Annotated in this window: 26 protein-coding genes; 23 read left to right on the top strand and 3 right to left on the bottom strand. The window is 43.7% G+C overall.

Going from position 1 to position 20,988, the window contains the following annotated elements; all coding sequences use genetic code 11:
- Positions 1-91: 91 nt before the first annotated feature.
- From ABI430_00955 to ABI430_00915, 9 genes are all read left to right on the top strand, one after another.
- Positions 92-640, top strand: coding sequence for an NADPH-dependent FMN reductase (locus ABI430_00955; GenBank protein MEO8637455.1), 549 nt, complete (start codon positions 92-94; stop codon positions 638-640).
- Positions 621-1,541 carry an MYG1 family protein gene (locus ABI430_00950; protein MEO8637454.1) on the top strand — a complete coding sequence of 307 codons (921 nt, stop codon included), beginning with the start codon at positions 621-623 and terminating at the stop codon, positions 1,539-1,541. The genes ABI430_00955 and ABI430_00950 overlap by 20 nt, the downstream gene beginning before the upstream one ends.
- Positions 1,542-1,574: 33 nt before the next feature.
- Positions 1,575-1,919: a four helix bundle protein gene (locus ABI430_00945; protein ID MEO8637453.1), complete on the top strand. Its 345-nt coding sequence runs from the start codon at positions 1,575-1,577 to the stop codon at positions 1,917-1,919.
- 48 nt (positions 1,920-1,967) lie between these two features.
- Positions 1,968-2,939 carry an Obg family GTPase CgtA gene (gene cgtA, locus ABI430_00940; GenBank protein MEO8637452.1) on the top strand — a complete coding sequence of 324 codons (972 nt, stop codon included), beginning with the start codon at positions 1,968-1,970 and terminating at the stop codon, positions 2,937-2,939.
- A 10-nt stretch (positions 2,940-2,949) separates the two neighbouring features.
- The gene (locus ABI430_00935) at positions 2,950-3,630 is read left to right on the top strand and encodes an SDR family oxidoreductase (protein MEO8637451.1); all 681 of its coding nucleotides are present in this window, start codon (positions 2,950-2,952) and stop codon (positions 3,628-3,630) included.
- Positions 3,631-3,661: 31 nt separating this feature from the next.
- Entirely contained in the window at positions 3,662-5,086 is a 1,425-nt protein-coding gene (gatB, locus tag ABI430_00930) for an Asp-tRNA(Asn)/Glu-tRNA(Gln) amidotransferase subunit GatB (protein ID MEO8637450.1), read from the top strand.
- 250 nt (positions 5,087-5,336) lie between these two features.
- Positions 5,337-6,362: a glyceraldehyde 3-phosphate dehydrogenase NAD-binding domain-containing protein gene (locus tag ABI430_00925; GenBank protein MEO8637449.1), complete on the top strand. Its 1,026-nt coding sequence runs from the start codon at positions 5,337-5,339 to the stop codon at positions 6,360-6,362.
- Positions 6,363-6,388: 26 nt separating this feature from the next.
- A complete protein-coding gene (locus ABI430_00920; GenBank protein ID MEO8637448.1) occupies positions 6,389-6,898 on the top strand; it encodes a hypothetical protein in 510 nt (169 codons plus the stop codon).
- A gap of 145 nt (positions 6,899-7,043) precedes the next feature.
- On the top strand, positions 7,044-7,583 hold the full coding sequence (locus tag ABI430_00915) for a Fic family protein (protein MEO8637447.1): 540 nt from the start codon (positions 7,044-7,046) through the stop codon (positions 7,581-7,583).
- A gap of 762 nt (positions 7,584-8,345) precedes the next feature.
- Here ABI430_00915 and ABI430_00910 read toward each other — a convergent pair.
- The gene (locus tag ABI430_00910) at positions 8,346-8,795 is read right to left on the bottom strand and encodes a hypothetical protein (GenBank protein MEO8637446.1); all 450 of its coding nucleotides are present in this window, start codon (positions 8,793-8,795) and stop codon (positions 8,346-8,348) included.
- A gap of 412 nt (positions 8,796-9,207) precedes the next feature.
- On the opposite strand from ABI430_00910, the gene ABI430_00905 reads away from it, so the two are divergent.
- From ABI430_00905 to ABI430_00875, 7 genes are all read left to right on the top strand, one after another.
- On the top strand, positions 9,208-10,110 hold the full coding sequence (locus ABI430_00905) for a sigma-70 family RNA polymerase sigma factor (protein ID MEO8637445.1): 903 nt from the start codon (positions 9,208-9,210) through the stop codon (positions 10,108-10,110).
- A 111-nt stretch (positions 10,111-10,221) separates the two neighbouring features.
- Complete coding sequence (locus ABI430_00900; GenBank protein MEO8637444.1) at positions 10,222-10,683, top strand: RpiB/LacA/LacB family sugar-phosphate isomerase; 462 nt, start codon at positions 10,222-10,224, stop codon at positions 10,681-10,683.
- Positions 10,684-10,755: 72 nt separating this feature from the next.
- Positions 10,756-11,430, top strand: a complete 675-nt coding sequence (locus ABI430_00895; protein ID MEO8637443.1) for a hypothetical protein — start codon at positions 10,756-10,758, stop codon at positions 11,428-11,430.
- Positions 11,431-11,509: 79 nt separating this feature from the next.
- A complete protein-coding gene (locus tag ABI430_00890; GenBank protein MEO8637442.1) occupies positions 11,510-12,376 on the top strand; it encodes a transketolase in 867 nt (288 codons plus the stop codon).
- A 43-nt stretch (positions 12,377-12,419) separates the two neighbouring features.
- Positions 12,420-12,683 (top strand): hypothetical protein, encoded by a 264-nt coding sequence (locus ABI430_00885; protein ID MEO8637441.1) that lies wholly within the window; start codon positions 12,420-12,422, stop codon positions 12,681-12,683.
- Entirely contained in the window at positions 12,683-13,678 is a 996-nt protein-coding gene (locus ABI430_00880) for a transketolase C-terminal domain-containing protein (protein ID MEO8637440.1), read from the top strand. Before ABI430_00885 ends, ABI430_00880 begins: the two co-directional genes overlap by 1 nt.
- A 10-nt stretch (positions 13,679-13,688) precedes the next feature.
- On the top strand, positions 13,689-14,078 hold the full coding sequence (locus tag ABI430_00875) for a hypothetical protein (protein ID MEO8637439.1): 390 nt from the start codon (positions 13,689-13,691) through the stop codon (positions 14,076-14,078).
- Positions 14,079-14,155: 77 nt separating this feature from the next.
- Here ABI430_00875 and ABI430_00870 read toward each other — a convergent pair whose 3' ends face one another.
- The gene (locus ABI430_00870) at positions 14,156-14,491 is read right to left on the bottom strand and encodes a hypothetical protein (protein MEO8637438.1); all 336 of its coding nucleotides are present in this window, start codon (positions 14,489-14,491) and stop codon (positions 14,156-14,158) included.
- The gene (locus ABI430_00865) at positions 14,488-15,477 is read right to left on the bottom strand and encodes a carbohydrate kinase family protein (GenBank protein MEO8637437.1); all 990 of its coding nucleotides are present in this window, start codon (positions 15,475-15,477) and stop codon (positions 14,488-14,490) included. Before ABI430_00865 ends, ABI430_00870 begins: the two co-directional genes overlap by 4 nt.
- A 183-nt stretch (positions 15,478-15,660) precedes the next feature.
- Here ABI430_00865 and ABI430_00860 point away from each other — a divergent pair, with 183 nt between their 5' ends.
- From ABI430_00860 to nusB, 7 genes are all read left to right on the top strand, one after another.
- Complete coding sequence (locus ABI430_00860) at positions 15,661-16,527, top strand: class II fructose-bisphosphate aldolase (protein MEO8637436.1); 867 nt, start codon at positions 15,661-15,663, stop codon at positions 16,525-16,527.
- Between the two features lie 76 nt (positions 16,528-16,603).
- Positions 16,604-17,029: an endonuclease domain-containing protein gene (locus ABI430_00855; protein ID MEO8637435.1), complete on the top strand. Its 426-nt coding sequence runs from the start codon at positions 16,604-16,606 to the stop codon at positions 17,027-17,029.
- Positions 17,030-17,139: 110 nt separating this feature from the next.
- Complete coding sequence (locus ABI430_00850; protein MEO8637434.1) at positions 17,140-18,780, top strand: FAD-binding oxidoreductase; 1,641 nt, start codon at positions 17,140-17,142, stop codon at positions 18,778-18,780.
- Positions 18,781-18,826: 46 nt separating this feature from the next.
- Complete coding sequence (locus ABI430_00845; protein MEO8637433.1) at positions 18,827-19,015, top strand: hypothetical protein; 189 nt, start codon at positions 18,827-18,829, stop codon at positions 19,013-19,015.
- Positions 19,016-19,034: 19 nt separating this feature from the next.
- Entirely contained in the window at positions 19,035-19,622 is a 588-nt protein-coding gene (locus ABI430_00840; protein ID MEO8637432.1) for a ribonuclease HII, read from the top strand.
- Between the two features lie 116 nt (positions 19,623-19,738).
- Positions 19,739-19,981 (top strand): 50S ribosomal protein L32, encoded by a 243-nt coding sequence (gene rpmF, locus ABI430_00835; protein ID MEO8637431.1) that lies wholly within the window; start codon positions 19,739-19,741, stop codon positions 19,979-19,981.
- A gap of 86 nt (positions 19,982-20,067) precedes the next feature.
- Positions 20,068-20,964, top strand: a complete 897-nt coding sequence (gene nusB, locus ABI430_00830; GenBank protein MEO8637430.1) for a transcription antitermination factor NusB — start codon at positions 20,068-20,070, stop codon at positions 20,962-20,964.
- Positions 20,965-20,988: the final 24 nt, after the last annotated feature.

Raw genomic sequence — 20,988 nt, 5'->3', positions numbered from 1 at the left:
CATTTTTACCTGCGAGTCCTAGAGTAGCTGTAAAAATGAGGACACCGCTAGCAAGCGGTGTAAGAGAAAAAAACGTAAGTACTAAACTGTTATGTATATACCCATATTGTTAGGTACAGCGAGGAAGGGAAGATTCTCGGAGAAAGTAGCCCATTATATCCTACCCCGCATCCAAAAAAGAAAAGATATTGAAACGGAACTTATTGATGTTCGGGACCACCTTTTTGGTCGGACCATTCCTTCGTGGGAAGATGATCCAAAAGTAACGCGATGGAGAGAAATTGCAAAGAGAGCGGAGGGATTTATTATTGTTTCTCCCGAGTACAATCACGGATTTCCCGGGGAACTCAAAATTATCTTGGATTCGGCATACGGAGAGTACAAACGAAAGCCGGTTGCCGTGGCTGCGGTCTCAAACGGGATTTTTGGAGGAGCAAGAATGGTGGAGTTGTTGATACACGTGTTTCGAAAACTTGGGTTGGTGGTATCGCTCAACACTCTTTATTTCGGCAATGTTGAGGAACTTTTTGATAAGAAAGGAAATATTCTGGATAAAAAATATGACGAGCGCGTTGAGAAATTTATTGATGATCTGGTCTGGCACGTAAAAACCCTCAATTATGGAAGAGAAAAATTCTAAAACTAACAAGCCCGTCATTGTGACTCACACAGGAACATTCCATACGGATGACTGTTTTGCCGTGGCCACTCTTCTTCTTCACTTGAAAAAAGAAGCTCAAGAAGTCGAGATAGTAAGAAGTCGAAACCCGAAGGACTGGGAAAGGGGAGAATATGTCGTTGACGTAGGGGATGTCTACGATGAAAAAAAGAATCGTTTTGACCACCATCAGAAAGGCGGGGCGGGAAGAAGAGAAAACGAAATTCCCTTTGCCGCATTCGGGTTGGTGTGGAAGAAGTTTGGAAGGGAAATCTGCGGAGGCTCAATTGAGGTCGCTCAAAGAATCGACCTTGAGCTCGTGGCTCCTTTCGATGCCCATGACAACGGAGTGGCTCTTTCAAAGCCAATTTTCCCCGATATCAACTCCTATTCCTTGCATCAGTTTGTCTTGATGTCGAACCCCACCTGGAAAGAAGAAAGCGACACGGCTTTTGCGAAATTTGAGGAAACTGTGCGCCTCTGCAAAAAGATTCTCTCGCGAGCTGTCAAGTTTTTGCAAGACGAAATGGAAGGGGAAAAGAGAGTCCTTGAAGATTATAGGAAATCAGAGGACAAAAGAATTGTGGTTCTTGAGAAGGAATATTTTTGGCAGGAGGTTTTATCGAAATTGCCCGAACCTCTTTTTGTGGTGTATCACCGCGCCGATGGTACATACGGCGTAAAAGCGGTCAGGGATTCTTTGGCGCAGTTTGTAAGCCGAAAAGACATGCCAGAGGCTTGGGCGGGAAAAAGAAACGAGGAGCTCGCAAAAGCGACCGGAGTGGCCGACGCCATCTTTTGCCACAACAACCGCTTTTTGGTTGTGGCGAAGTCGAAAGAAGGAGCAATCGAGCTCGCAAAGCGAGCAATCTTAAGTTTGTAAAGTTATAAGGTTATAAAGTTTTAAAGTTAAGAAATGAGGATTACATCTTTTGAGGAAATTATTGCTTGGCAGAAGTCAAAAACGTTAACTTTACTTTTGTATAAACTTTTTGCCAACAATAGAGATTATGCTTTTAAGGATCAGATACAACGTGCTTCAGTTTCAATTATGAACAATATTGCTGAGGGTTTTGAGCGACACACAAATGCTGAATTAAGAAATTTTCTTTATATAGCAAAAGGGTCATCTGGCGAAGTTCGTTCTTTGCTTTATCTCGCTTTTGAATTAAAGTATCTGCATGAATCAGATTTCCGTACCTTGCGTGATATGGCACTTGAAGTTTCCAGATTATTGTCCGCATTCATAAAGAAAATTTAATCGAGTCTTTACTTTATAACCTTATAACTTTCTACTTTATAACTATTTATGGCTTTCATCGACGAACTAAAAATACATATGAAGGCGGGTGACGGGGGAGACGGCGTGGTGCGCTGGCTTCAGGAGAAAGGCAAGGACAGGATGGGACCTGCGGGAGGGAACGGCGGGAATGGCGGAGGCATTTATGCTCGGGCTATTCGCGATTTGGGCGTTTTGGCAAAATATCGCAATAAAAGAGAGTTTAAGGCAGAAGATGGACAGGACGGAATGGAAAAAAATATGTATGGAAAAAACGCGCCCGATCTTGTCATTGATTTTCCTCTTGGGTCACTTATTACCAACTTGAGCGATGGCACGGTTCACGAGCTGTTGCAAGACGGAGAGACTACCCTTATTTTGAAGGGCGGGCGAGGCGGGTTAGGAAACGAACATTTCAAAGCGTCCACCAACAGAAGTCCGCGGCAGTTCACGGAGGGGAAAATAGGCGAAGCGGCGGACTTTTTTGTGGAACTTCGATTGCTTGTTGATGCGGGGATTATTGGACTCCCGAATGCCGGAAAATCGAGTCTTTTGAATGTTCTTACCAATGCGGACGCCAAGGTCGGGTCCTATGCATTCACTACGTTAGAGCCAAATCTCGGAGATTTTTTCGGATTCATTCTAGCCGACATTCCCGGGCTCATTGAGGGAGCTTCAAAGGGAAAGGGTTTGGGAGATAAATTTCTACGGCACATAAAAAGAACAAAAATTCTCCTTCATTGCATTTCGCTTGAAAATGAGGATTTGCAGGGAGCGTACAAAATAATCCGCAAAGAGCTTGAAGACTATGACAAAGATTTGGCCGAGAAGAAAGAAATTATTATTCTCACAAAAACGGATGTCGTGGACGCAAAACATTTGGGGAAGACTATAAAAGAGATGAAGAAACTCAACCCTCTTGTTCTGTCTGTCTCTGTTTACGACGATGTTTCAATTAAAAAATTTGGAGACGAGTTGGTAAAAATATTTAGGAGCGTGTAATATTGACCGTATGAAAGATAAAGTTGTAGTAATTACTGGCGCAAGCCGAGGTCTCGGGAAAGCGCTCGCTGTCGCTTTTTCAAGGCGGGGGGCGAAAGTTGTAGTTTCAGCCCGAACTCAAAAAGAGATTGAGGAAATAGCCAAGGAGATCAATGGCCTTGCTATCTCTGCTGATGTGACAAAGGAAAAAGAAATAAAAAAATTACTCCAAGAAACAATTGCGCATTTTGGTCGCGTAGATATCTGGGTAAATAATGCTGGAATTTGGCAACCTCCTGCCAAAGTAGAAGATCTTGATATTGATCGTGTGCGCGATCTTTTTGAGGTAAATGTGCTGGGAACAATGTACGGATCGAAAGCGGCGCTCATCCAAATGAAAAAACAAAATTTCGGAATCATTATGAATATTATTTCCACGAGCGCGCTTTCTGGCCGACCATCTGCGTCAGGTTATGCGGCCAGTAAATATGCGGCAAAAGGATTTACGGACTCCTTAAGAGAGGAGGTGAAGGGCGGGTCAATAAAGGTAATAGGAGTTTACCCGGGTGGGATGCAGACTCATCTTTTTGATGAGCAGAAACCAGAAAATTTCGGGGACTTTTTAGATGCAGGTGTCGTATCAGAACGTCTTGTAACTAATTTAGAAAAAGAGAATCCAGAGGAGCTCATTTTAAAACGACCTTCGAAGTGAGTTTTTTACTGTTAGTTTAAGACGTAAGACAATGAGTGAAAAATACAAAACAACTATTGGACTTGAAATTCACGCCGAGCTAAAAACCGTGACGAAGATGTTTTGCAATTCCAAAAATGACCCGGATGAGAAAAAGCCGAACGTGAATATTTGTCCTGTCTGCATGGGTTACCCTGGCACGCTTCCCGTCATCAACAAGCAGGCGGTAAAGCATGTGCTGTCCATGGGAGTTGCTGTCGGGGGCGAGATTGCCGATTTTACCGAATTTGACCGCAAAAATTATTTCTATCCTGATATTCCGAAGGGCTATCAGCTTTCACAGTACCAGTTTCCTCTCATTAAAGGAGGAAAATTGAGTGGTGTGGCTCTTACTCGAATTCATCTCGAAGAAGACACGGCACGATCATCGCATGAATCAAATGATTGTAGTTTAGTAGATTTTAACCGTTCAGGACTTCCTTTGATGGAGCTTGTCACGGAGCCTGTGATACATAGCGCAAAAGAGGCGGGTGACTTTGCAAGAGAATTACAGCTTCTTCTTCAGTATCTTGGCGCAGGCGAGGCGAATATGGAGAAGGGGGAGATGCGTGTCGAAGCGAATATTTCAGTTTCAGATACAAAAGATTTTGGAATCAAGGTTGAAGTTAAAAACTTAAACTCGTTTAAAACTGTGGAGAAAGCTATCGAGTACGAGGTGGCCCGACATATTGAGCTTTTGGAAAAAGGAGAGAAAGTAATTCAAGAAACTCGTGGTTGGGACGAAAACAAAGAAGCCACCTTCTCGCAGAGGGCGAAAGAGGACTCACATGACTATCGATATTTTCCCGACCCAGATTTGCCCAAATTAATGTTGAGCGAAATTCCTGAATTTTCTCATGCAAAGCTCAAAGCAGAATTGCCGGAGCTTCCCTGGGAGAGACGAGAGAGATATAAGACAAAGTTTGAGCTCAAAGCAGGGGACATTGATATTTTTGTAAATGACGTCGCGTGGGCGGATTATTTTGAAAAGACGATTGAGGGATTTAAAGGCGATAAAAAGCTTGTTCAGCTTTCGGCAAACTACTTGAGTTCGGACTTGCTTGGGCTAATAAAAAAAGAGCCGAACGCATGGAAGACAAATCCGATTCCGGCGGATGATTTTGCGTCTCTCATTTCAATGATTCATGAAGGAAAGCTCTCGTCTCGGGCAGCAAAAGATATTCTTGCCATAATGTTTAATGGAGGCGGAAGCGCGGAAAAAATTGCCGAGGAACGAGGACTGCTTCAAAAAAATGACCCTGAAGCCTTGAAGAAAATTATTGAGGGGATAATTGCAGGCAATCCCAAGGTAGTCGCGGATTACAAGGCAGGCAAAGAGGCGAGCTTGCAGTTTCTTATCGGCCAGGCGATGAAAGAGACGAAAGGCTCCGCCAATCCTAAGACTTTGCAGGAGTTGTTCAAATCGCAATTAAAATAGTAGCACGATGCGAATATACGAATAAGTCGGCGAATGATACGAATGGTTAGGAACCCTTACGAGTAGAGCATGCGAATAATAATTACCACCCCGTCTCGCAGACTCGACTCCCCTCCTTAGCAAGGAGGGGAGGGATCCTTCTCCCATTTCCAAGGGGAGAAACGAGTCTTCGAGGAGAGGGGTTTATTTTTATTCGTGGATTGGCATTGCGTTTATGATATAATTTGAACACTAATTAATATACATCTCTATGAAAAAAATTCGAGTTGCGATAAATGGTTTTGGTAGAATTGGCAGAGCTTTTTATAAAATTGCAAAAGACAGGAAAGAAATTGAAGTTGTGGCGGTGAACGATTTGGGCGACATACACAATATGGCGTATCTTTTGAAATACGATACCGTGTACGGAAGAAGCGGTTTAGAAGTCAAAATTCAGGGGTCAAAATTAATAATTGAGGGGAAAGAAGTAACCTATCTTTCTGAAAAAGATGGCACGAAATTGCCTTGGAAAGAGCTTGAGATTGATGTTGTTGTCGAGTCTACGGGCCTCTTTACCAGCTTCGAGAAAGCCAAATTTCATCTTGATGCGGGAGCAAGGCTTGTCGTGATTTCCGCTCCGGCAAAAGATGAAAAGGGAGCGGCGCAGTCTGCGGACACAATACTTCTCGGTGTAAACGAAGAAAAATTTGGCAAATGCCCAATAACATCAAACGCTTCGTGTACCACAAACGCGGCTTCTCCTCTTTTGGCGATTTTGCATGAGAAACTGGGGGTAGAAAAGGCGATTTTGAGCACAGTGCATGGATACACGGCGAGCCAAGGACTTGTCGACGGGCCGAATAAGAAAGATTTTCGAGAGGGAAGAGCGGCAGCGCAAAATATCGTCCCTTCTTCGACAGGTGCCGCAATCGCGACTACGATGGCAATCACCGATCTTGCGGGAAAATTTGACGGAATTTCCTTACGCGTGCCAGTCGTTGCCGGCTCTATTGCCGACATTACGTTTATTTCAAAGAAGACGACGTCAGTAGAAGAGGTGAATGAGATTTTGCGTGCTGCCGCTACCTTGGAGCGTTGGAAAGACACCTTCGCCGTCACCGAAGAAGACCTCGTCTCCTCCGATATTTTGGGCGACTCCCACGCCTCTATCGCAGACCTCAAATTTACCCGTGTCGTCGACGGCAATCTTGTTAAAGTCCTCGCGTGGTATGACAACGAAATGGGGTATACGTATACGTTGGTGGAGCATGTGATAAAGGCTGGTAGGCTTGTATAACTTTAAAAATAATTTAGATTTCAAACATGAGAAATTTTCAAAAAGGTCCAGTAAATATTTGGTTAATTGTAATAATCATTATTCTTGTGACTACTTTTGGATACTTTGCATTCAAAAAAAAGCCGACAACTATTTATCGACAAACGACCTCAGTGCCAGAAGTTACAACTAACCCAAATATGTCAGGCGGTAAATATCCCGGACTAGTGGTTGTTTCTCCAAATGGTGGAGAGAAGATTCCATATGGAAATATTGTGATAGCAGGAGATCTTGGATTTACTTGGAAATCACAGGGTGCAAATTATACACCTACTCGAAAATTCGCAGCTTACTTGATAGATGCAAATAATGCAGTAGTTAGAAGTGATTTTATTAAGGTAAATCCCTTGGGTAATGGAGTGTTTGCATCATCGTTTGTTGGTGATGCGAAAATTCAGACCAACAAGAATTACAAAATCAAGGTCTGTGATGAAGTAGATACGGGAGTCACAAAATGTGATGAAAGTGATAATTATTTCACTATCTCACCTCAGTAAAATGAATATGGCGTAGCAAAGAATTTCCTAGATAAATATTATGTCGCACTCTTGGTGAGCATGTTATAAGGGTGGGGGGATAAATTTGATTTTTATGGGGGGTACTGTTGTGGAAAAATATCTGTAAAAATGGTATAATAAAACAATGAAAAATGTTGATCAAACGAGCAAAGAACGGGCCAAGGAACTTTTTGGTAGTCGGGAAATTGAGAGTTTTGAGGTTGGCACGACTAGAGGCTTGCAACAAATTCATGAATATTTATTTGGAGGGCTTTACGATTTTGCTGGCCAGATTCGTGTGAAAGATATAAGCAAAGGTGGCTTCCGATTTGCTTCTTGTTTATATCTGGAAGAAAGTTTAAAAAAGATCGATGAAATGCAGGAAAGTACTTTTGAGAACATCGTTGCCAAATATGTGGAAATGAATATCGCTCATCCGTTTATGGAAGGCAACGGACGGAGTATGAGGGTCTGGCTCGATTTGATTCTGAAAAAAAATCTCAAACAATGTATTGATTGGGTCAAGATAGATAAATCCGATTATTTGAACGCTATGGAGCGCAGCCCGGTGAAGGATCTTGAGATTCGTGAACTTTTGCGCTCCGCATTGACCGATAGGATCGATGACCGCGAAGTTTTCATGAAGGGTGTGGAGCAGTCGTATTATTATGAAGAAGTGGATTGATTATAAATAGTGTATTCATTTATGGAAAAAGAATTCAAAGGAATATTCGCTTCTAATTGGTGGATGTTAACCCTTATATCTACGTTGCGATTGATTCTCAGATATACAGGAGTTCATTCCATAACGGTTTCGGATAATAAATTGGTTATTAATAGAAATAGTCAAGTCGAATTACTAAAGTCGCAGATAAATATCAAAAATTACCCGACCTGGTTTGCGATTAGAATCCACCATTCAAATCCAAACCTGCCAAAACTACTAATCTTCTTTGCCGCGAGACCGTTACGTATTTTAGACAGCCTACGTTCATCCGGCTATACCATCTCCGACGTAAAGTCATTTCAACTTGATGAATAAGTTGGACGAAGCTAACACGGTACAGTAATGAACTAGGGTATACTCATACGTTAGTAAGGCATGTGATTGAAGCTGGTAAATTAACATAAGAACAAAATGTTTATCTCTAAAAATAGAAAACACCTGAGCTGGATAGGCATGATAGGTCTAGGGTTGTTAATAGTCTTAGGATTAATAAATAACTACGTTTTTGATTTTACTGAGATATACTTGCTTATAGTTTCGGTCTTATTAGCAATTTTCTTACTTTTGGTAGGATTAAATGTTATAGGGAATGGATAGAGAATATAAGTGAGTCGATGACTTGGTACGACAACGAGCTAAGATATACGTGGTTGAGCATGTGAATAAAAAAAGAGCGTCCCGGATGGGCACTCCTTCTGTTTATCAAGCCGGTGGATCAATTTATAGCTCTTGTTCCCAGCCATGTTGCTTGAATGTTTTGGTCAGTTCGACCATTCCTCGCTCTACTTCACTTTCCCACTCTGCGTACTGATTGGTCGCTCCTACATTTTTTTGGGTAGGATTTTCATCCAGCCATTCACTGAACGACTTGTCGTCTGAAATAACGAAATACGGAAATATATTCTCCTTCTCGTCTTGCTCAATGAATCCAGAATCTCGAACACGATAGTGCATATTGTCTCCGACAGCGTTCGGGCTGTCGGTCACTGGGTCGTATCTTAGCTGGTAGGTTTGACCTTTTAAAGGCAAACAAGGTAGCGATATTGTCCTTGAGAAGGAGTAGTAGAGGTCACCTACGAAAGCGCGCTCGTAATATCCCTCCCGATCCGCTTTCTCGTGATCCTTCTCTTTAAAGAGGAATCTGACATCGAAACATAACTTGATTTTCATAGGTTCAGACAACCAATTCATTTAACTCCGTACTATCGGTACGCATTTATGAGTCCACTGATTGTGGCAAGGGGTAGCAATTGAATAGCTAATCTAGATGAATCGATCTTCTTTCGCTACTATAACATACATGCTATGTAATAGTCAAGTTATTTAAAGGGTCTTCGGCAAGGTTAAACCTTGACATTGGGATTGGGTCCGTTTCCCCGATATCAAGGTCTAGCAAGGCGGGGCTTCGGCGAGTTTTTTGGCTGATTTTTCAAAAAAAGTAATTAAGACGAGTGGGATAATTTTACAGACAATTTTACATAGTAAAAAATGAAATATCGAAAGATTGACAACTATTGTTCTTGGAATACTATTTTAGCCAGACAGAACAACGTGAATCAGAAAACAGAGACAGGAAACTTCTATGAACGATGTTGAATTACCGATTGCATCCGTGTCCACAGAAATGGGCGGGGGTGCGAAGGATAGTTCCGCACTCCGTTTGTATATGAAAGAAGTCGGGCTGGTTCAAGTGCTCACCCCGGCTGAAGAATTGGAGCTTTTTAATCAAATCATACATGGTCCGGAGAAAGATCGTCCACGGGCTCGAGAACATATGATTAAGGCCAATCTTCGGTTGGTCATAAAAATTGCTCGCGATTTCGAAGATCTTGGAATGCCATTACTTGATCTTATTAATGAGGGTAATATTGGTCTCATGAAAGCGGTCGATAAGTTTGAACTCGGAAAAGGGGGTAAGCTATCGAATTATGCCCGTTGGTGGATTAGGCAAGCAATCATGCGCGCTTTATCAAGCCAGGGAAGAACCATTAGATTGCCTCCGCACGTGTTCGAAACGTTCTCCAAGTTGGGTCGAGTCGATGAAGAGCTTCACCGCCAACTTGGCCGAGAACCAACCGATGAAGAAATTGCTGGAGAACTCGGCATCACAGCTCTCCGTGTTAGGAAACTTCGTCTTGCTGTAACCGGAACGACCTCGCTCCAAGTGCCGATGGAAACTGACGAAGATTCTTTTATCCTCGAGCAAATGATTCCCGACAGTAGTGTTTTACCTCCAGATGTAGAAGTGGAAGTGAAGGTCGAGTACGCCGTGCTTCGACGCTTGGTGAGCACACTGTCTAAAAGAGAGGCGACAATCTTAACTGCGCGTTTTGGACTTGATGGCCAAGATGAGAAAACGCTGGAAGAAATCGCTCCACTGCTAAGAGTCACTAGGGAAAGGATTCGTCAAATCCAAAACAAAGCTCTTCGAAGTCTTCGCCTCAAACTCAAACGTTTGGGTGTAGAGCCCTCGGTATTGGACTGAGAATGTAGGGAGGACGTCATGGCTGTCAGAAATGACAGCTTTTTTTAAGACATTTTAAAAGACGAGGCAGGATTCTTATCAAAACCCGAGACTTAGTGATATACTAGTTCCATGCAGAAATCATCTAAAATTTTTATCGGGTCCGATCACGCGGGATTTGCATTGAAAGAGGAGCTTAAGAAATATCTTCTCGGCAAGGATTTCGACGTGGAAGATTTTGGAGCGAAAAAATATGTGGAGGGAGATGATTACCCGGAAATTTTGACTCCACTTGCGTTTACGATAGCTCAAAATCCGGAGAAGAATAGGGGAATTGTAATAGGCAAATCGGGGCAAGGCGAAGCCATAGTGTGCAATCGGTTTCCCGGGGTGCGAGCGATTGTGTATGATGGCGGGAATTTGGAAGTTGTCCGTCTCGGAAGAGAACACAATGATGCTAATGTCCTTGCGTTAGGCGCGGACTTTGTGCCTTTTTCCGAAGCGAAACAGGCAGTTGATATGTGGCTCGCGACACCGTTTTCAGCCGACGAGAGGCATATGAAGAGGAATGCGATGTTAGACAACATTAGCTAACTTAGAGCTATTAGCTGTCAGCTTTTAATTTTAAAGCTAGTAGCTAACAGCTAGAAGCTAAAAGCTTTTTTCATGACCATAATCCCCGCCATCATCCCCAAAAATTTCGAAGATTTAGAGGAGCATCTCTCGCAAGTGAAAGGTCTCGTTCCTTTAGTGCAGATTGACGTCTGTGACGGGAAATTTGTGCCGAGGGAGAGCTGGCCATATGTAAAGGGAAAATACAGCGTCGATTTCGAGAAGATTTTGAAAGAGGACGAAGGAATGCCCTATTGGAAAGAGCTTGATTTTGAAGTTGATTTGATGGTCCTGAATCCCGAGGCGGTTGTTTCCGATTGGATAAGCGCAGGGGCATCGCGCATTATTATTCATGTTGAAGCGCTAAAAAATGAGATAAGTTCGATATTTTCTGCAACTCAAGATGTGGTTGAACTGGGGATTGCTCTTAATCCCGATACGCCGAATGATGCCATTTTGCCTTATCTCGAGAACATTCAATTCGTGCAATTTATGGGAATTGCGAAGATTGGCTTCCAGGGAGAAGAGCTTGACGAGAGAGTCTATGGTAAAATCAGGGAATTCAAGAACAATCATCCGGAGATTTTGGTGTCAGTTGATGGAGGGGTAAATTTGGAGAATGCGAAGCTTTTAAAAGAAGAAGGCGCAGACCGGCTCGTGGTGGGCTCGGCGATATTCGAGAGCGAAAATCTTGTGGAAACGGTTGAGGAGTTTAAGAAAGTAAGCTAGTAGATAGTAAGTTGGTATTTTAGAAGAATTCTAGTTTCTGGCATACTAATATACTAACTTACTATCATACTAAACTACCATGTTGGATGACAAAAAAATTCACGAACTTGAACTCACAGCCAACCAAATCCGCACCTCGATTATTGAGATGCTCATCGAGGCTGGCTCGGGACACACGGCGGGGCCACTTGGCATGACCGATATTTTTACATACCTCTATTTTTACGCGTTGAAGCATGACCCAAAAAAGCCGGACTGGTCGGAGCGAGACCGACTTGTGCTTTCAAACGGCCACATTTGTCCGGTTCTCTACGCTACGATGGCCCACGCCGGATATTTTCCCGTCTCGGAATTGAAGACGCTTCGCAAATTCGGCACACGTCTTCAGGGGCATCCACACCGAGAATGGCTTCCCTCGCTTGAAACCTCGTCGGGACCACTCGGCGCAGGTCTCTCACAAGCTGTAGGTATGGCGCTTGCAGACCGCATGGACAACGGGCGCTCAAGCGGAAAGCAATTTTATTGCCTTATGTCCGATGGCGAGCATGATGAAGGCCAAACGTGGGAGGCGATACTTCTTGCCGGGAAAGAAAAATTGCAAAACCTGACGGCGATAGTGGACCGCAACAACATTCAGATAGACGGCTTCACCGAGGACATCATGCCTTTAGAGCCCATTGTGGACAAATGGAGGTCATTCAACTGGCATGTGCAGGAGGTGGATGGGCATAACTTTCGGGCAATTGACGAGGCGGTTGGGCAAGCACGGGCGGTGAGCGAGAAGCCATCGGTAATTATAGCTCACACGATTCCATCAAAGGGCATTCCAGAATTTGAAGGAAAATTCGAATGGCATGGCAAGCCTCCGACCACTCCGGAGGAGAAAAAGATTGCTCTTCACGCGCTCCGAACGCTGGGAGGAAAGATTAGGAGTGAACATGAGTAGGGAAGCTATTAGCTGTCAGGTTTTAGCTTTAAAAATAACAACGATGAGGTATATAGAAATAATATTAAAAATAGTTTTTCTTCTCTTGGCTATTACGCTCTGGTTCAGCAAGTTGCTTCAGCCGACCTGGATTTATCTATTCATAGCTGTGAGCTTTCTTCTGGGTATTACGCTCCTTTTCAATAAAAAAGCCAGTTACGACTACCCGCAGACCTTGCGAGACTATTCACTAAGAAGGATTGAAGGAATAATTTTAGTTATATCTTCGATTAGCTTCGGGATTCTTAAAATAAAAGGACTGCTATAATGTTAAGCCAATCTCAAAAACTCAATTCCAAACTCTTTGACAATGATGTCGAATTGGCCGAAATCCGTAAAGGGTTCGGGGAAGGTTTGGTGCTCGCGGGAGAAGCGGACAAAAGGGTCGTGGGCCTTTGCGCTGACCTAACAGAGAGCACCAAGATGCATCTTTTCAAAAATAAATTTCCAGAGAGGTTTATCGAAATGGGGGTGGCCGAGCAGAATTTGGCTAGCGTGGCTTCGGGGATGTCAGCAATGGGGAAAATCCCGTTCATTTCCTCTTACGCCATGTTTTCTCCGGGCAGAAACTGGGAGCAGATTCGCACAACGATTTGTTACAACGACAGAGCGGTAATTATAGCGGGCTCACACGCTGGAATTTCTGTGGGTCCCGATGGGGGGACGCATCAGGCGATTGAAGACATTGCCATCACTCGGGTTATTCCCAACATGGTTGTAATTTCGCCATGCGATGCAATAGAAGCCAAGAAGGCAACCCAAGCTGTGGCGAAGATGGGGAAGCCGGTTTATCTTCGGCTCGCACGCGATAAAACTCCTGTTATAACTACGGAGGATACTCCATTTGAGGTAGGAAAAGCGCACGTTTTCTTCGAACCAATTGTAGGAAAGGCAGAAGTGGGTATTATCGCGACAGGCGCGCTTCTTCACAAAGCGCTCAAAGTCGCCAAGGAATTGGAGAAAGAGAAGATAGGAGTGAAAGTTCTTAATCTCTCAACCATTAAGCCCTTGGACGAACATGCCATACTGCGTCTTGCTAAAGAGACGGGAAGAATTGTCACTGTAGAGGAGCATCAAATAGCTGGCGGAATGGGCTCCGCTGTTGCAGAATTCTTGGCCAAAAATTATCCCGTTCCACAAGAGTTTGTAGGAGTGAAAGATGAATTCGGTCAATCAGGAAAGCCAGAGGAACTTCTCGAGCATTATGGAATGGGCGAAAAAGATATTAGAGATGCGGTCAATAAAGTTTTAAAAAGAAAATAGCATCAAAAAAATGACAAATCTACTTGAAAAAGGTGTACTAAATACTGAAGGAGGTGATAACTCAAACGAAAATGATGAGAATACCGAGGAAGGGATAATAAAAATTATCAAGAAAGCAATCAGTCAAGCGCCCGCTAACATTGATAATGAATTGAAAGGTGGAAGTCGTAACCCGTGGATCGCTTGTTACGGCAGTACTCTCTCCGTAATTTTCGCATACTTTCAAATATTAGAAGGATTATTTCCGAAGGAATTTGAAGAACAATACAAACAAGCGAATGCAAACTTACAAGCCCTGCTCAAACGTCAAGCATACGTCAGAGATAAATATCTAGTGAACACTCCTGAAGAAATCAAAACAGAATTATTGTCGAAACTTGACATTTTTAAGGAAGAATAAGAATGGCGATTTGAAAGTGTAGAAAAAATCTCCAACACGCGTTTGGAGATGTGAAAAAAGTCATTTCCGAGACCGACTCATTGATTCTCTGGAGAAAGAATGGACTCAAGCGATTGAATACGTTTCTCAATTCTTTTAAGCTCTTCTCGTCCGCTGGATCTATCGGCGAGCATTTTAGAAATGTCACTCTGAATCGTTCGCAATTCTTTCCAAGCTTCTTCCTTCTGCCCGCTATTCATCGTCATTTCTTCCGCTCCCGCAATCAAAGCTCGATCGTTCATACTGAAACGTTTGCGCAATTTTGTCTGAAGGATTTTGAGCTCGTGCGCCACTTTTTCTTGGTCTTCTGACGCGAAAGCTATTTTTTCAGCCGCCACGTCCTCAAGAAATTCCGTTTTTTCGGCTTCATTCATATTTTTCTAGGTTTATAATCGGCAGGTGCCCTCGCTAAGAGATCCTCTAGCGCTTTTCGGCTCAAAAGCCCTTCCTGCGCCCCCACATATTGTACCACAGACATGGGGTTAATCGGCGCCCACAGGAGAGCTTCTTCTAAGCTTTTGCCTAGAGAAATTGCCACCGTAAGGGTAGCGGCAAAGGAGTCTCCGCAACCTGTTCTCTCAAGAGGGGGTTTTGGGTCGGGGTAGATCGGCATGAACCACTGCGCTTTTCCGTCGGAAGCGTAGGCGCCTTTCGGACCGTCGGTTATTGAAACAATTTTCGGTCCAAGCGTGTGCATCTTTGCCAGCAGTGCTTTTATTTCTCCGTTTGGCATGTCAAGTATTCTCTGCGCTTCTTCAACATTACAGATAAAAATTTCTGACCGCGCGTAAATATCTTTTAGTTTCTCCCGACCGAGCTTCATTTGGAATGTTCCGGGCTGAAAAACAAGTTTCACCTCCGGATTTTTCTTTAGAAACTCAATAATTTCCAAATGGTAGTTGAATGAGTTTGACCCGAGAGAGCTCACATATGCCCAGGAAGGAGTCTGTATTTTTGGAAGGGAATAGTTGAATTCCTCATGTTTTACTAAAATCGTTCGTTCGTCTTCATACCAAAGGGCGTAGTGGTAATTTGTTTTTCTGCCTTTTTCTCGGGTGAGGTAGTTGGCCTTAACCCCGTTTTGCTTCAAAGCTTTTTCACAAGCTTTCCCGTTTTCATCATCGCCCACATTCGTAACAATTGCCGAAGAGAGTCCGAGTCGGGCGGCGCAGACGGCGGCGTTAGGGCTGTTTCCGACTCCTGGAAGTTCTGTCACCGATTCGTAGGGCACTTTGTCGGCGAAATTCAAAGAGAGCTTGCAATTACGGCGGTCCAGGTCGCAGGTTACGCTCGCGTCCTTGATTCGGATGAACGCGTCGGTGGTAACGTCACCGATGGCGAGGAAGTCCATGTTTCTCATATTCGAATAGTATAGCAAAAAGCAAAAATATAAGCACGAAATCCGAAATTCGAAATTCGAAAAAATGTGAAAAAATTCTAAATTCAAGCAACTGATCTTTCAGTTAATTATTCTGAATTTTTTCGAATTTCGCTCTTCGAATTTCGAATTTTCCATACCGATGGATTGTGATACAATATCCCCATGAAAACGCTTCTTGAATACATTGCCGAGGCGGAAAAAAATAAGGTCGCAATCGGACATTTTAATATTTCAAACATCGAGATGGTTCAAGCGGTGTTCACAGCGGCTAAGAAGCTCGGTGTTCCCGTCATTATTGGAGCATCGGAAGGTGAACGCGCTTTTTTTGGAGTAAAGCAAATTGTGGCGGTTGTTCGAAGTCTTCGGGAAGAAGCGAATTTCCCGGTCTTTTTGAATGCTGACCACACGTATAGTTTTGAGCGGGTGAAGGAAGCGATAGATGCAGGGTTTGATCTTGCAATCATTGACGGGGCGAAGCTTTCTTTCGATGAAAATGTGGCGATGACAAAGAAGTGCGTTGAATATGCAAAAAGTGTCCGCCCCGATATTTTAATTGAGGGGGAGCTTGGATACATCGGTCAGTCGTCCAAAGTATTGGACGCGCTTCCCGAGGGCGTAAAAGTTACGGGTGATGACCTTACCCATCCGGACGTTGCGAAAAAATTTGTTGAAATGACGGGAATCGATCTTCTGGCTCCGGCGGTGGGGAACGTCCACGGCATGATGCGAGTGGGACATGACCCCCGCCTCGACATAAAGAGAATCAAAGATATTAGAGTTGCGTCGGGCATCCCCCTCGTTCTTCATGGAGGCTCGGGAACGGTGGACGAAGATTTAGTTTCTGCAATTGACGCCGGGATTTCAATCACGCACATTTCCACCGAGCTTCGGGTCGCATTCGTAAACGGAATCAAAAAGTCCCTGGCGGAAAATCCCGAAGAGGTCGCGCCGTATAAATATATGAAATTACCCATGGAGGAAGTGGAGAGGGTGGCGGAGGCTCGGCTGAAGTTGTTTAATAAGATGTAAATTAGTTTATTTTCCTCCTCCCATCCTCGGATGAGGAGGGGTGCCGTCCGCGGCGGGGTGGTGTGAAAATTTTTATATGCGAACTGTTCATAATCTTAATATCCTTAAAGATATGCGAAAATCTTTGCGAAGTAGCGCGACACCTCAAGAAATTATTCTCTGGTCAAGGTTGAAAAATGGACAACTCGGATATAAATTCAGAAGACAACACAGTGTCGGTCAATACATCGTGGATTTTTATTGTTCACAAAAGAAACTTGTCATTGAAATCGACGGTAGTCAGCATGATGACGATAACAATAAAGAATATGATTTTAGGAGGACAAAGTTTTTTAATAGCATAGGATGTGACGTTCTAAGGTTCTGGAATAATGAAGTAAATACAAACCTAAACGGAGTTTTGATAAAGATGCAAGAAGTTTTGGGCAGCACCACCCCTAACCCCTCCTCAACTGAGGAGGGGAGGGAAGGAATAAGAAAAACCGTCAAAGATATACTCTGACGGTCTTTCTTATTTTTCTCCCTCGTGAGAGGGCGAGCCCGAAGGCATTTGTATTACTATAATAGCTAATCAAAGAAAAAAGTCAAGCTCATACATTTCCATTGAATATCATGAAAGAAGAAATAAAACAATTTGTGAAAGGCGATGTGGCGGACGATGAGGAATCGCTCAAAAAATACAGCCACGACGCGAGTCTCCTTGAAGTGACGCCGGAGCTAGTCGTCTTTCCAAAAGATGTCGAGGATATAAAAAATCTTGTCAGATTTGTTCGAGACCGCAAAAAAGAAAATCCGACGCTCTCGATAACGCCGAGGGCGGCTGGCACGTGCATGTCGGGAGGACCTTTGAATGACTCAATTATTCTCGATGTCAACAAATACATGCAGGGGACTCTTTCTGTTTCTGCCGAAGCCGGCCACGAAGAAGCTGTTGTTCTCCCCGGAACATTCTATAGGGATTTTGAAAAGAAGACGTTGGAGAAAGGCGTGTTTCTGCCTTCCTATACCGCCTCGAAAGAATTGTGCGCCGTAGGAGGAATGGTAGGCAATAATTCGGGAGGGGAAAAAACGCTCGCTTATGGAAAAACGGAAGATTACATTAATAAGCTCAAAGTGATTTTTTCTGACGGCAACGAGTATGTTGTTAAACCACTTGCAAAACCCGAACTCGACATCAAAATGTCGCAGAACGATTTTGAAGGTAGTATCTACAAACGCGTTTTTGAACTCGTCGAAAAAAACAAAGACTTGCTTGCGAGCGCGAAGCCCAAAGTTTCCAAGAATTCCGCCGGATACTTTCTTTGGAATGTCTGGGATGGAGTGACGTTTGATTTGAATAAGCTTTTGGTCGGCTCGCAGGGGACTTTGGCGATTACGACCGAAATTACTTTCAAGCTCGTGCCGGTGAAGAAATATTCAAAACTATACGTCATCTTCCTAAAAAGCCTCGACCCTGTCGCGAAGCTTGTGAATGAAATTTTACCCTTTAAGCCGGAGAGTTTCGAATCATACGATGACCACACTCTAATGCTAGCTATCAAATTTATGCCGGACATGGTGCGCACGATGAAAACCAGTTTCTTGAAGCTTATGTGGAGTTTTCTTCCTGAAGCGTGGATGATGGTGACAGGCGGGATGCCCAAGCTCGTGGTGCTCGTCGAATTTGCGGACGATTCCGAGTCTGCCGTGAACGACAAGATGCAGAAACTTGACGCACATCTTGCGCCATTTCATTTAAAAACTCGCGTGACTGCGTCGGAGGAAGAATCAAAAAAGTATTGGACGATCCGCCGTGAGAGTTTCAATCTCCTTCGCAAACATGTGAAGAATCGCAGAACGGCGCCCTTCATCGACGACATTATTGTTCGACCCGAACACCTGCCCGAATTCATGCCGAAGCTAACGGAAATTTTGGACAGATACAAACTCGTCTATACCATTGCGGGGCATGTAGGCAACGGCAACTTCCATATTATTCCCCTTATGGACATGCGCGACCCGCGTGAAAAGGGGATTATTATGAACGTCTCAAGCGAAGTCTATAAGTTGGTCTTAGAATACAAGGGCTCGATCACGGCCGAGCATGGAGACGGCATTGTGCGGACACCCTATCTTCCAAAGATGTATGGAGAAGAAATCATGGCGCTTTTCAAGGAGGTAAAAAACATTTTTGACCCGCAAAACATTCTGAACCCAGGCAAGAAAGTCGGTAGTACCCTCCGCTATTTCAAAGACCATATCGTTGCGGAATAAGAACCAGAGTGGTAAAATAGATTATTAATCGCTATTTACATTTTTTATGTCAAACGTAGAATTCGATGAAAATAATGGAGCGCAGTCTTACCCCTCAAACCAGGTGCCTCCTATGACTGCGTGGCTTCTTAAAAAAGGAATCATCAAAGAAGAAAGTCAGGCTAAAGGCATCTTGCTCACAGTTGTGGTTGTGAACTTTATTTTGGCGATTGCGATTTTCTTCTTTTTTGTCTAGTGCTTGCCACGCATTTTCAATGGTCTCGAAGTATATAATAGGCATCGATGAAGTAGGGCGTGGTCCTATCGCTGGACCTTTGACGTTCTGCGCTCTTAAAGCGCCGGCATCAGAGAAGTTTTTTCAATTTCGAGGTTCAAAAGATTCAAAAAAACTTTCTCCCTTGAGGCGCGAGGAATGGTTTAAGAAAATAATGCGGGAGAGAAAAAATGGGGCGCTTGATTTTTCGATATCGCATATTGCTCCGAATGTTTTGGATACGATAGGGCTTTCGAAAGCCATCAAGGTTGCGGTCAAAAGATGTCTCGACAAGCTCGAAGTAAATCCCTGCGAGTGCGAAGTTCTCCTTGACGGCGGACTCAAGGCGCCAAAAGAATTTACAAATCAGAAGACGATTGTAAGGGGAGACGAAAAAATCAAAATAATCGGTCTCGCTTCGATTGTGGCAAAAGTGTCCCGAGACAGGATTATGGTTCGTTTGTCGAAGAAATATGAGAACTACGCTTTTGAGAGTCATAAAGGATATGGCACGAAAGAGCACTATAAGCTCCTGCGAAAATGGGGTCTCTCTAAGATACATAGGAGGAGCTTTCTGAAAAATGTGTAGCGTGTAGCGTATAACGTGTAACGGAAGAAAAAGGGATATTTTTTCAGGCGTTATACGTTACACGTTTTGCGTTACACATTCTTGCCTTTTCTTCCTACTTAGGTATACTATTGCCCATGGTAGTTCGAATGAGGCACACGCGATCTCACACGGCAAATCGCCGTAGCCACCACGCGCTCGGGGAGCCGCGTCTTTCGACGTGTAAGGATTGCGGACAATTGCATCTTCGCCACCGTGTTTGCGCGAACTGTGGAAAATACCGAGGCGTGCAGATCATCGATATGGAAGCAAAAACCGCAAGAAAAGAACAAAGGATGAAAGACAAGAATAAAGCATTGGGGGTAGAACCCAAGAAGTAGAACACACAACACGCAACACGCAACTTGTAACACAAGAGGATACGATCTTAAATGTTATATGTTACGCGTTACATGTTCTATGTAAAATGGCCAACAGGCACCTTTCAAGATCAATAGTTCTCCAATCGCTCTTCGAGTGGGATTTTGCCCAAAGAAAAGAGAGCGATATTGATGAGATATTAGCGAGAAATGCCAAGGAATTCGCTCCAGGCATCGGTGATTTGTCTTTCGTGGTCTCGCTTGCAAAAGATATATTAAAAAAGAGAGCAGATTTGGATCAGGTAATCGAAAAAGCCGCTCCCGAATGGCCGATCGCCAAAATTTCATACGTGGATCGCAATGTCCTTCGCATCGGGCTTTTTGAGCTACTGTTTTCGGACCGAGCTGAAGTGCCTGCCAAAGTTGCAATTAATGAGGCAATTGAGCTCGCAAAAAAATTTGGCGGAGAAAATAGTGGCAAATTTGTAAACGGCGTGCTCGGCTCTGTGTATAAGGAAATGGGGGAGCCGGGGAAAGATGAGGTTTCAAAGAAGAAAATTCGTCCCGAAATCGCTTACGAGGACATGACGATAATCAAATTGGGCGGGGCTGTTGTTTTCGCTAAAAGCAAAAAAACCATCTATCTTGCTTTTGTCCACGATATTTTCGGACATTGGACCCTTTCCAAAGGCAAGCTCGAAGGGGATGAAGACGTAAAATTGGGGACAATACGAGAGATTAAAGAAGAGCTCAGCCTCGACATTGAGATAAAAGAAGATTTGGGCAAGAATGAATATATCGCATCGGACCCCGAGAAAGGCAAAATCAGAAAAGAGGTCCACTATTTTCTGGGAGAATCGAAGTATACGCCGATTACTCTTGGGGAGTCGGGGGGTCTCAACGACGCCCGATGGTTTAAAATTGACGAGATCATCGAGCTTAACCTATATAACGACATTTTGCCGATTGTGACGAAGGCAGTCAGTATTTTACTAAAAAAATAAGCGATGCCAATCTACAAATGCATG

The sequence above is a fragment of the Candidatus Taylorbacteria bacterium genome (genome assembly GCA_039934295.1).
Taxonomy (GTDB): Bacteria; Patescibacteriota; Minisyncoccia; order Phycocordibacterales; family HO2-43-120; genus HO2-43-120.
The sequence above is the reverse complement of the archived record's forward strand: the minus strand, read 5'-3'. Positions and strand labels throughout refer to the sequence as shown.

Bases quoted from the DNA above. Each gene is read 5' to 3' on its own strand.
- nusB (MEO8637430.1), top strand. From the start codon at position 20,068: ATGGCCAACAGGCACCTTTCAAGATCAATAGTTCTCCAATCGCTCTTC.
- cgtA (MEO8637452.1), top strand. From the start codon at position 1,968: ATGGCTTTCATCGACGAACTAAAAATACATATGAAGGCGGGTGACGGG.
- ABI430_00865 (MEO8637437.1), bottom strand. From the start codon at position 15,477: ATGAGAAACATGGACTTCCTCGCCATCGGTGACGTTACCACCGACGCG.
- ABI430_00880 (MEO8637440.1), top strand. From the start codon at position 12,683: ATGTTAAGCCAATCTCAAAAACTCAATTCCAAACTCTTTGACAATGAT.
- ABI430_00935 (MEO8637451.1), top strand. From the start codon at position 2,950: ATGAAAGATAAAGTTGTAGTAATTACTGGCGCAAGCCGAGGTCTCGGG.
- ABI430_00855 (MEO8637435.1), top strand. From the start codon at position 16,604: ATGCGAACTGTTCATAATCTTAATATCCTTAAAGATATGCGAAAATCT.
- ABI430_00955 (MEO8637455.1), top strand. From the start codon at position 92: ATGTATATACCCATATTGTTAGGTACAGCGAGGAAGGGAAGATTCTCG.
- ABI430_00900 (MEO8637444.1), top strand. From the start codon at position 10,222: ATGCAGAAATCATCTAAAATTTTTATCGGGTCCGATCACGCGGGATTT.
- ABI430_00850 (MEO8637434.1), top strand. From the start codon at position 17,140: ATGAAAGAAGAAATAAAACAATTTGTGAAAGGCGATGTGGCGGACGAT.
- ABI430_00845 (MEO8637433.1), top strand. From the start codon at position 18,827: ATGTCAAACGTAGAATTCGATGAAAATAATGGAGCGCAGTCTTACCCC.
- ABI430_00840 (MEO8637432.1), top strand. From the start codon at position 19,035: ATGGTCTCGAAGTATATAATAGGCATCGATGAAGTAGGGCGTGGTCCT.
- ABI430_00905 (MEO8637445.1), top strand. From the start codon at position 9,208: ATGAACGATGTTGAATTACCGATTGCATCCGTGTCCACAGAAATGGGC.
- ABI430_00920 (MEO8637448.1), top strand. From the start codon at position 6,389: ATGAGAAATTTTCAAAAAGGTCCAGTAAATATTTGGTTAATTGTAATA.
- ABI430_00915 (MEO8637447.1), top strand. From the start codon at position 7,044: ATGAAAAATGTTGATCAAACGAGCAAAGAACGGGCCAAGGAACTTTTT.
- ABI430_00875 (MEO8637439.1), top strand. From the start codon at position 13,689: ATGACAAATCTACTTGAAAAAGGTGTACTAAATACTGAAGGAGGTGAT.
- gatB (MEO8637450.1), top strand. From the start codon at position 3,662: ATGAGTGAAAAATACAAAACAACTATTGGACTTGAAATTCACGCCGAG.
- ABI430_00910 (MEO8637446.1), bottom strand. From the start codon at position 8,795: ATGAAAATCAAGTTATGTTTCGATGTCAGATTCCTCTTTAAAGAGAAG.
- ABI430_00885 (MEO8637441.1), top strand. From the start codon at position 12,420: ATGAGGTATATAGAAATAATATTAAAAATAGTTTTTCTTCTCTTGGCT.
- ABI430_00925 (MEO8637449.1), top strand. From the start codon at position 5,337: ATGAAAAAAATTCGAGTTGCGATAAATGGTTTTGGTAGAATTGGCAGA.
- ABI430_00950 (MEO8637454.1), top strand. From the start codon at position 621: ATGGAAGAGAAAAATTCTAAAACTAACAAGCCCGTCATTGTGACTCAC.
- ABI430_00870 (MEO8637438.1), bottom strand. From the start codon at position 14,491: ATGAATGAAGCCGAAAAAACGGAATTTCTTGAGGACGTGGCGGCTGAA.
- ABI430_00890 (MEO8637442.1), top strand. From the start codon at position 11,510: ATGTTGGATGACAAAAAAATTCACGAACTTGAACTCACAGCCAACCAA.
- ABI430_00945 (MEO8637453.1), top strand. From the start codon at position 1,575: ATGAGGATTACATCTTTTGAGGAAATTATTGCTTGGCAGAAGTCAAAA.
- ABI430_00860 (MEO8637436.1), top strand. From the start codon at position 15,661: ATGAAAACGCTTCTTGAATACATTGCCGAGGCGGAAAAAAATAAGGTC.
- ABI430_00895 (MEO8637443.1), top strand. From the start codon at position 10,756: ATGACCATAATCCCCGCCATCATCCCCAAAAATTTCGAAGATTTAGAG.
- rpmF (MEO8637431.1), top strand. From the start codon at position 19,739: ATGGTAGTTCGAATGAGGCACACGCGATCTCACACGGCAAATCGCCGT.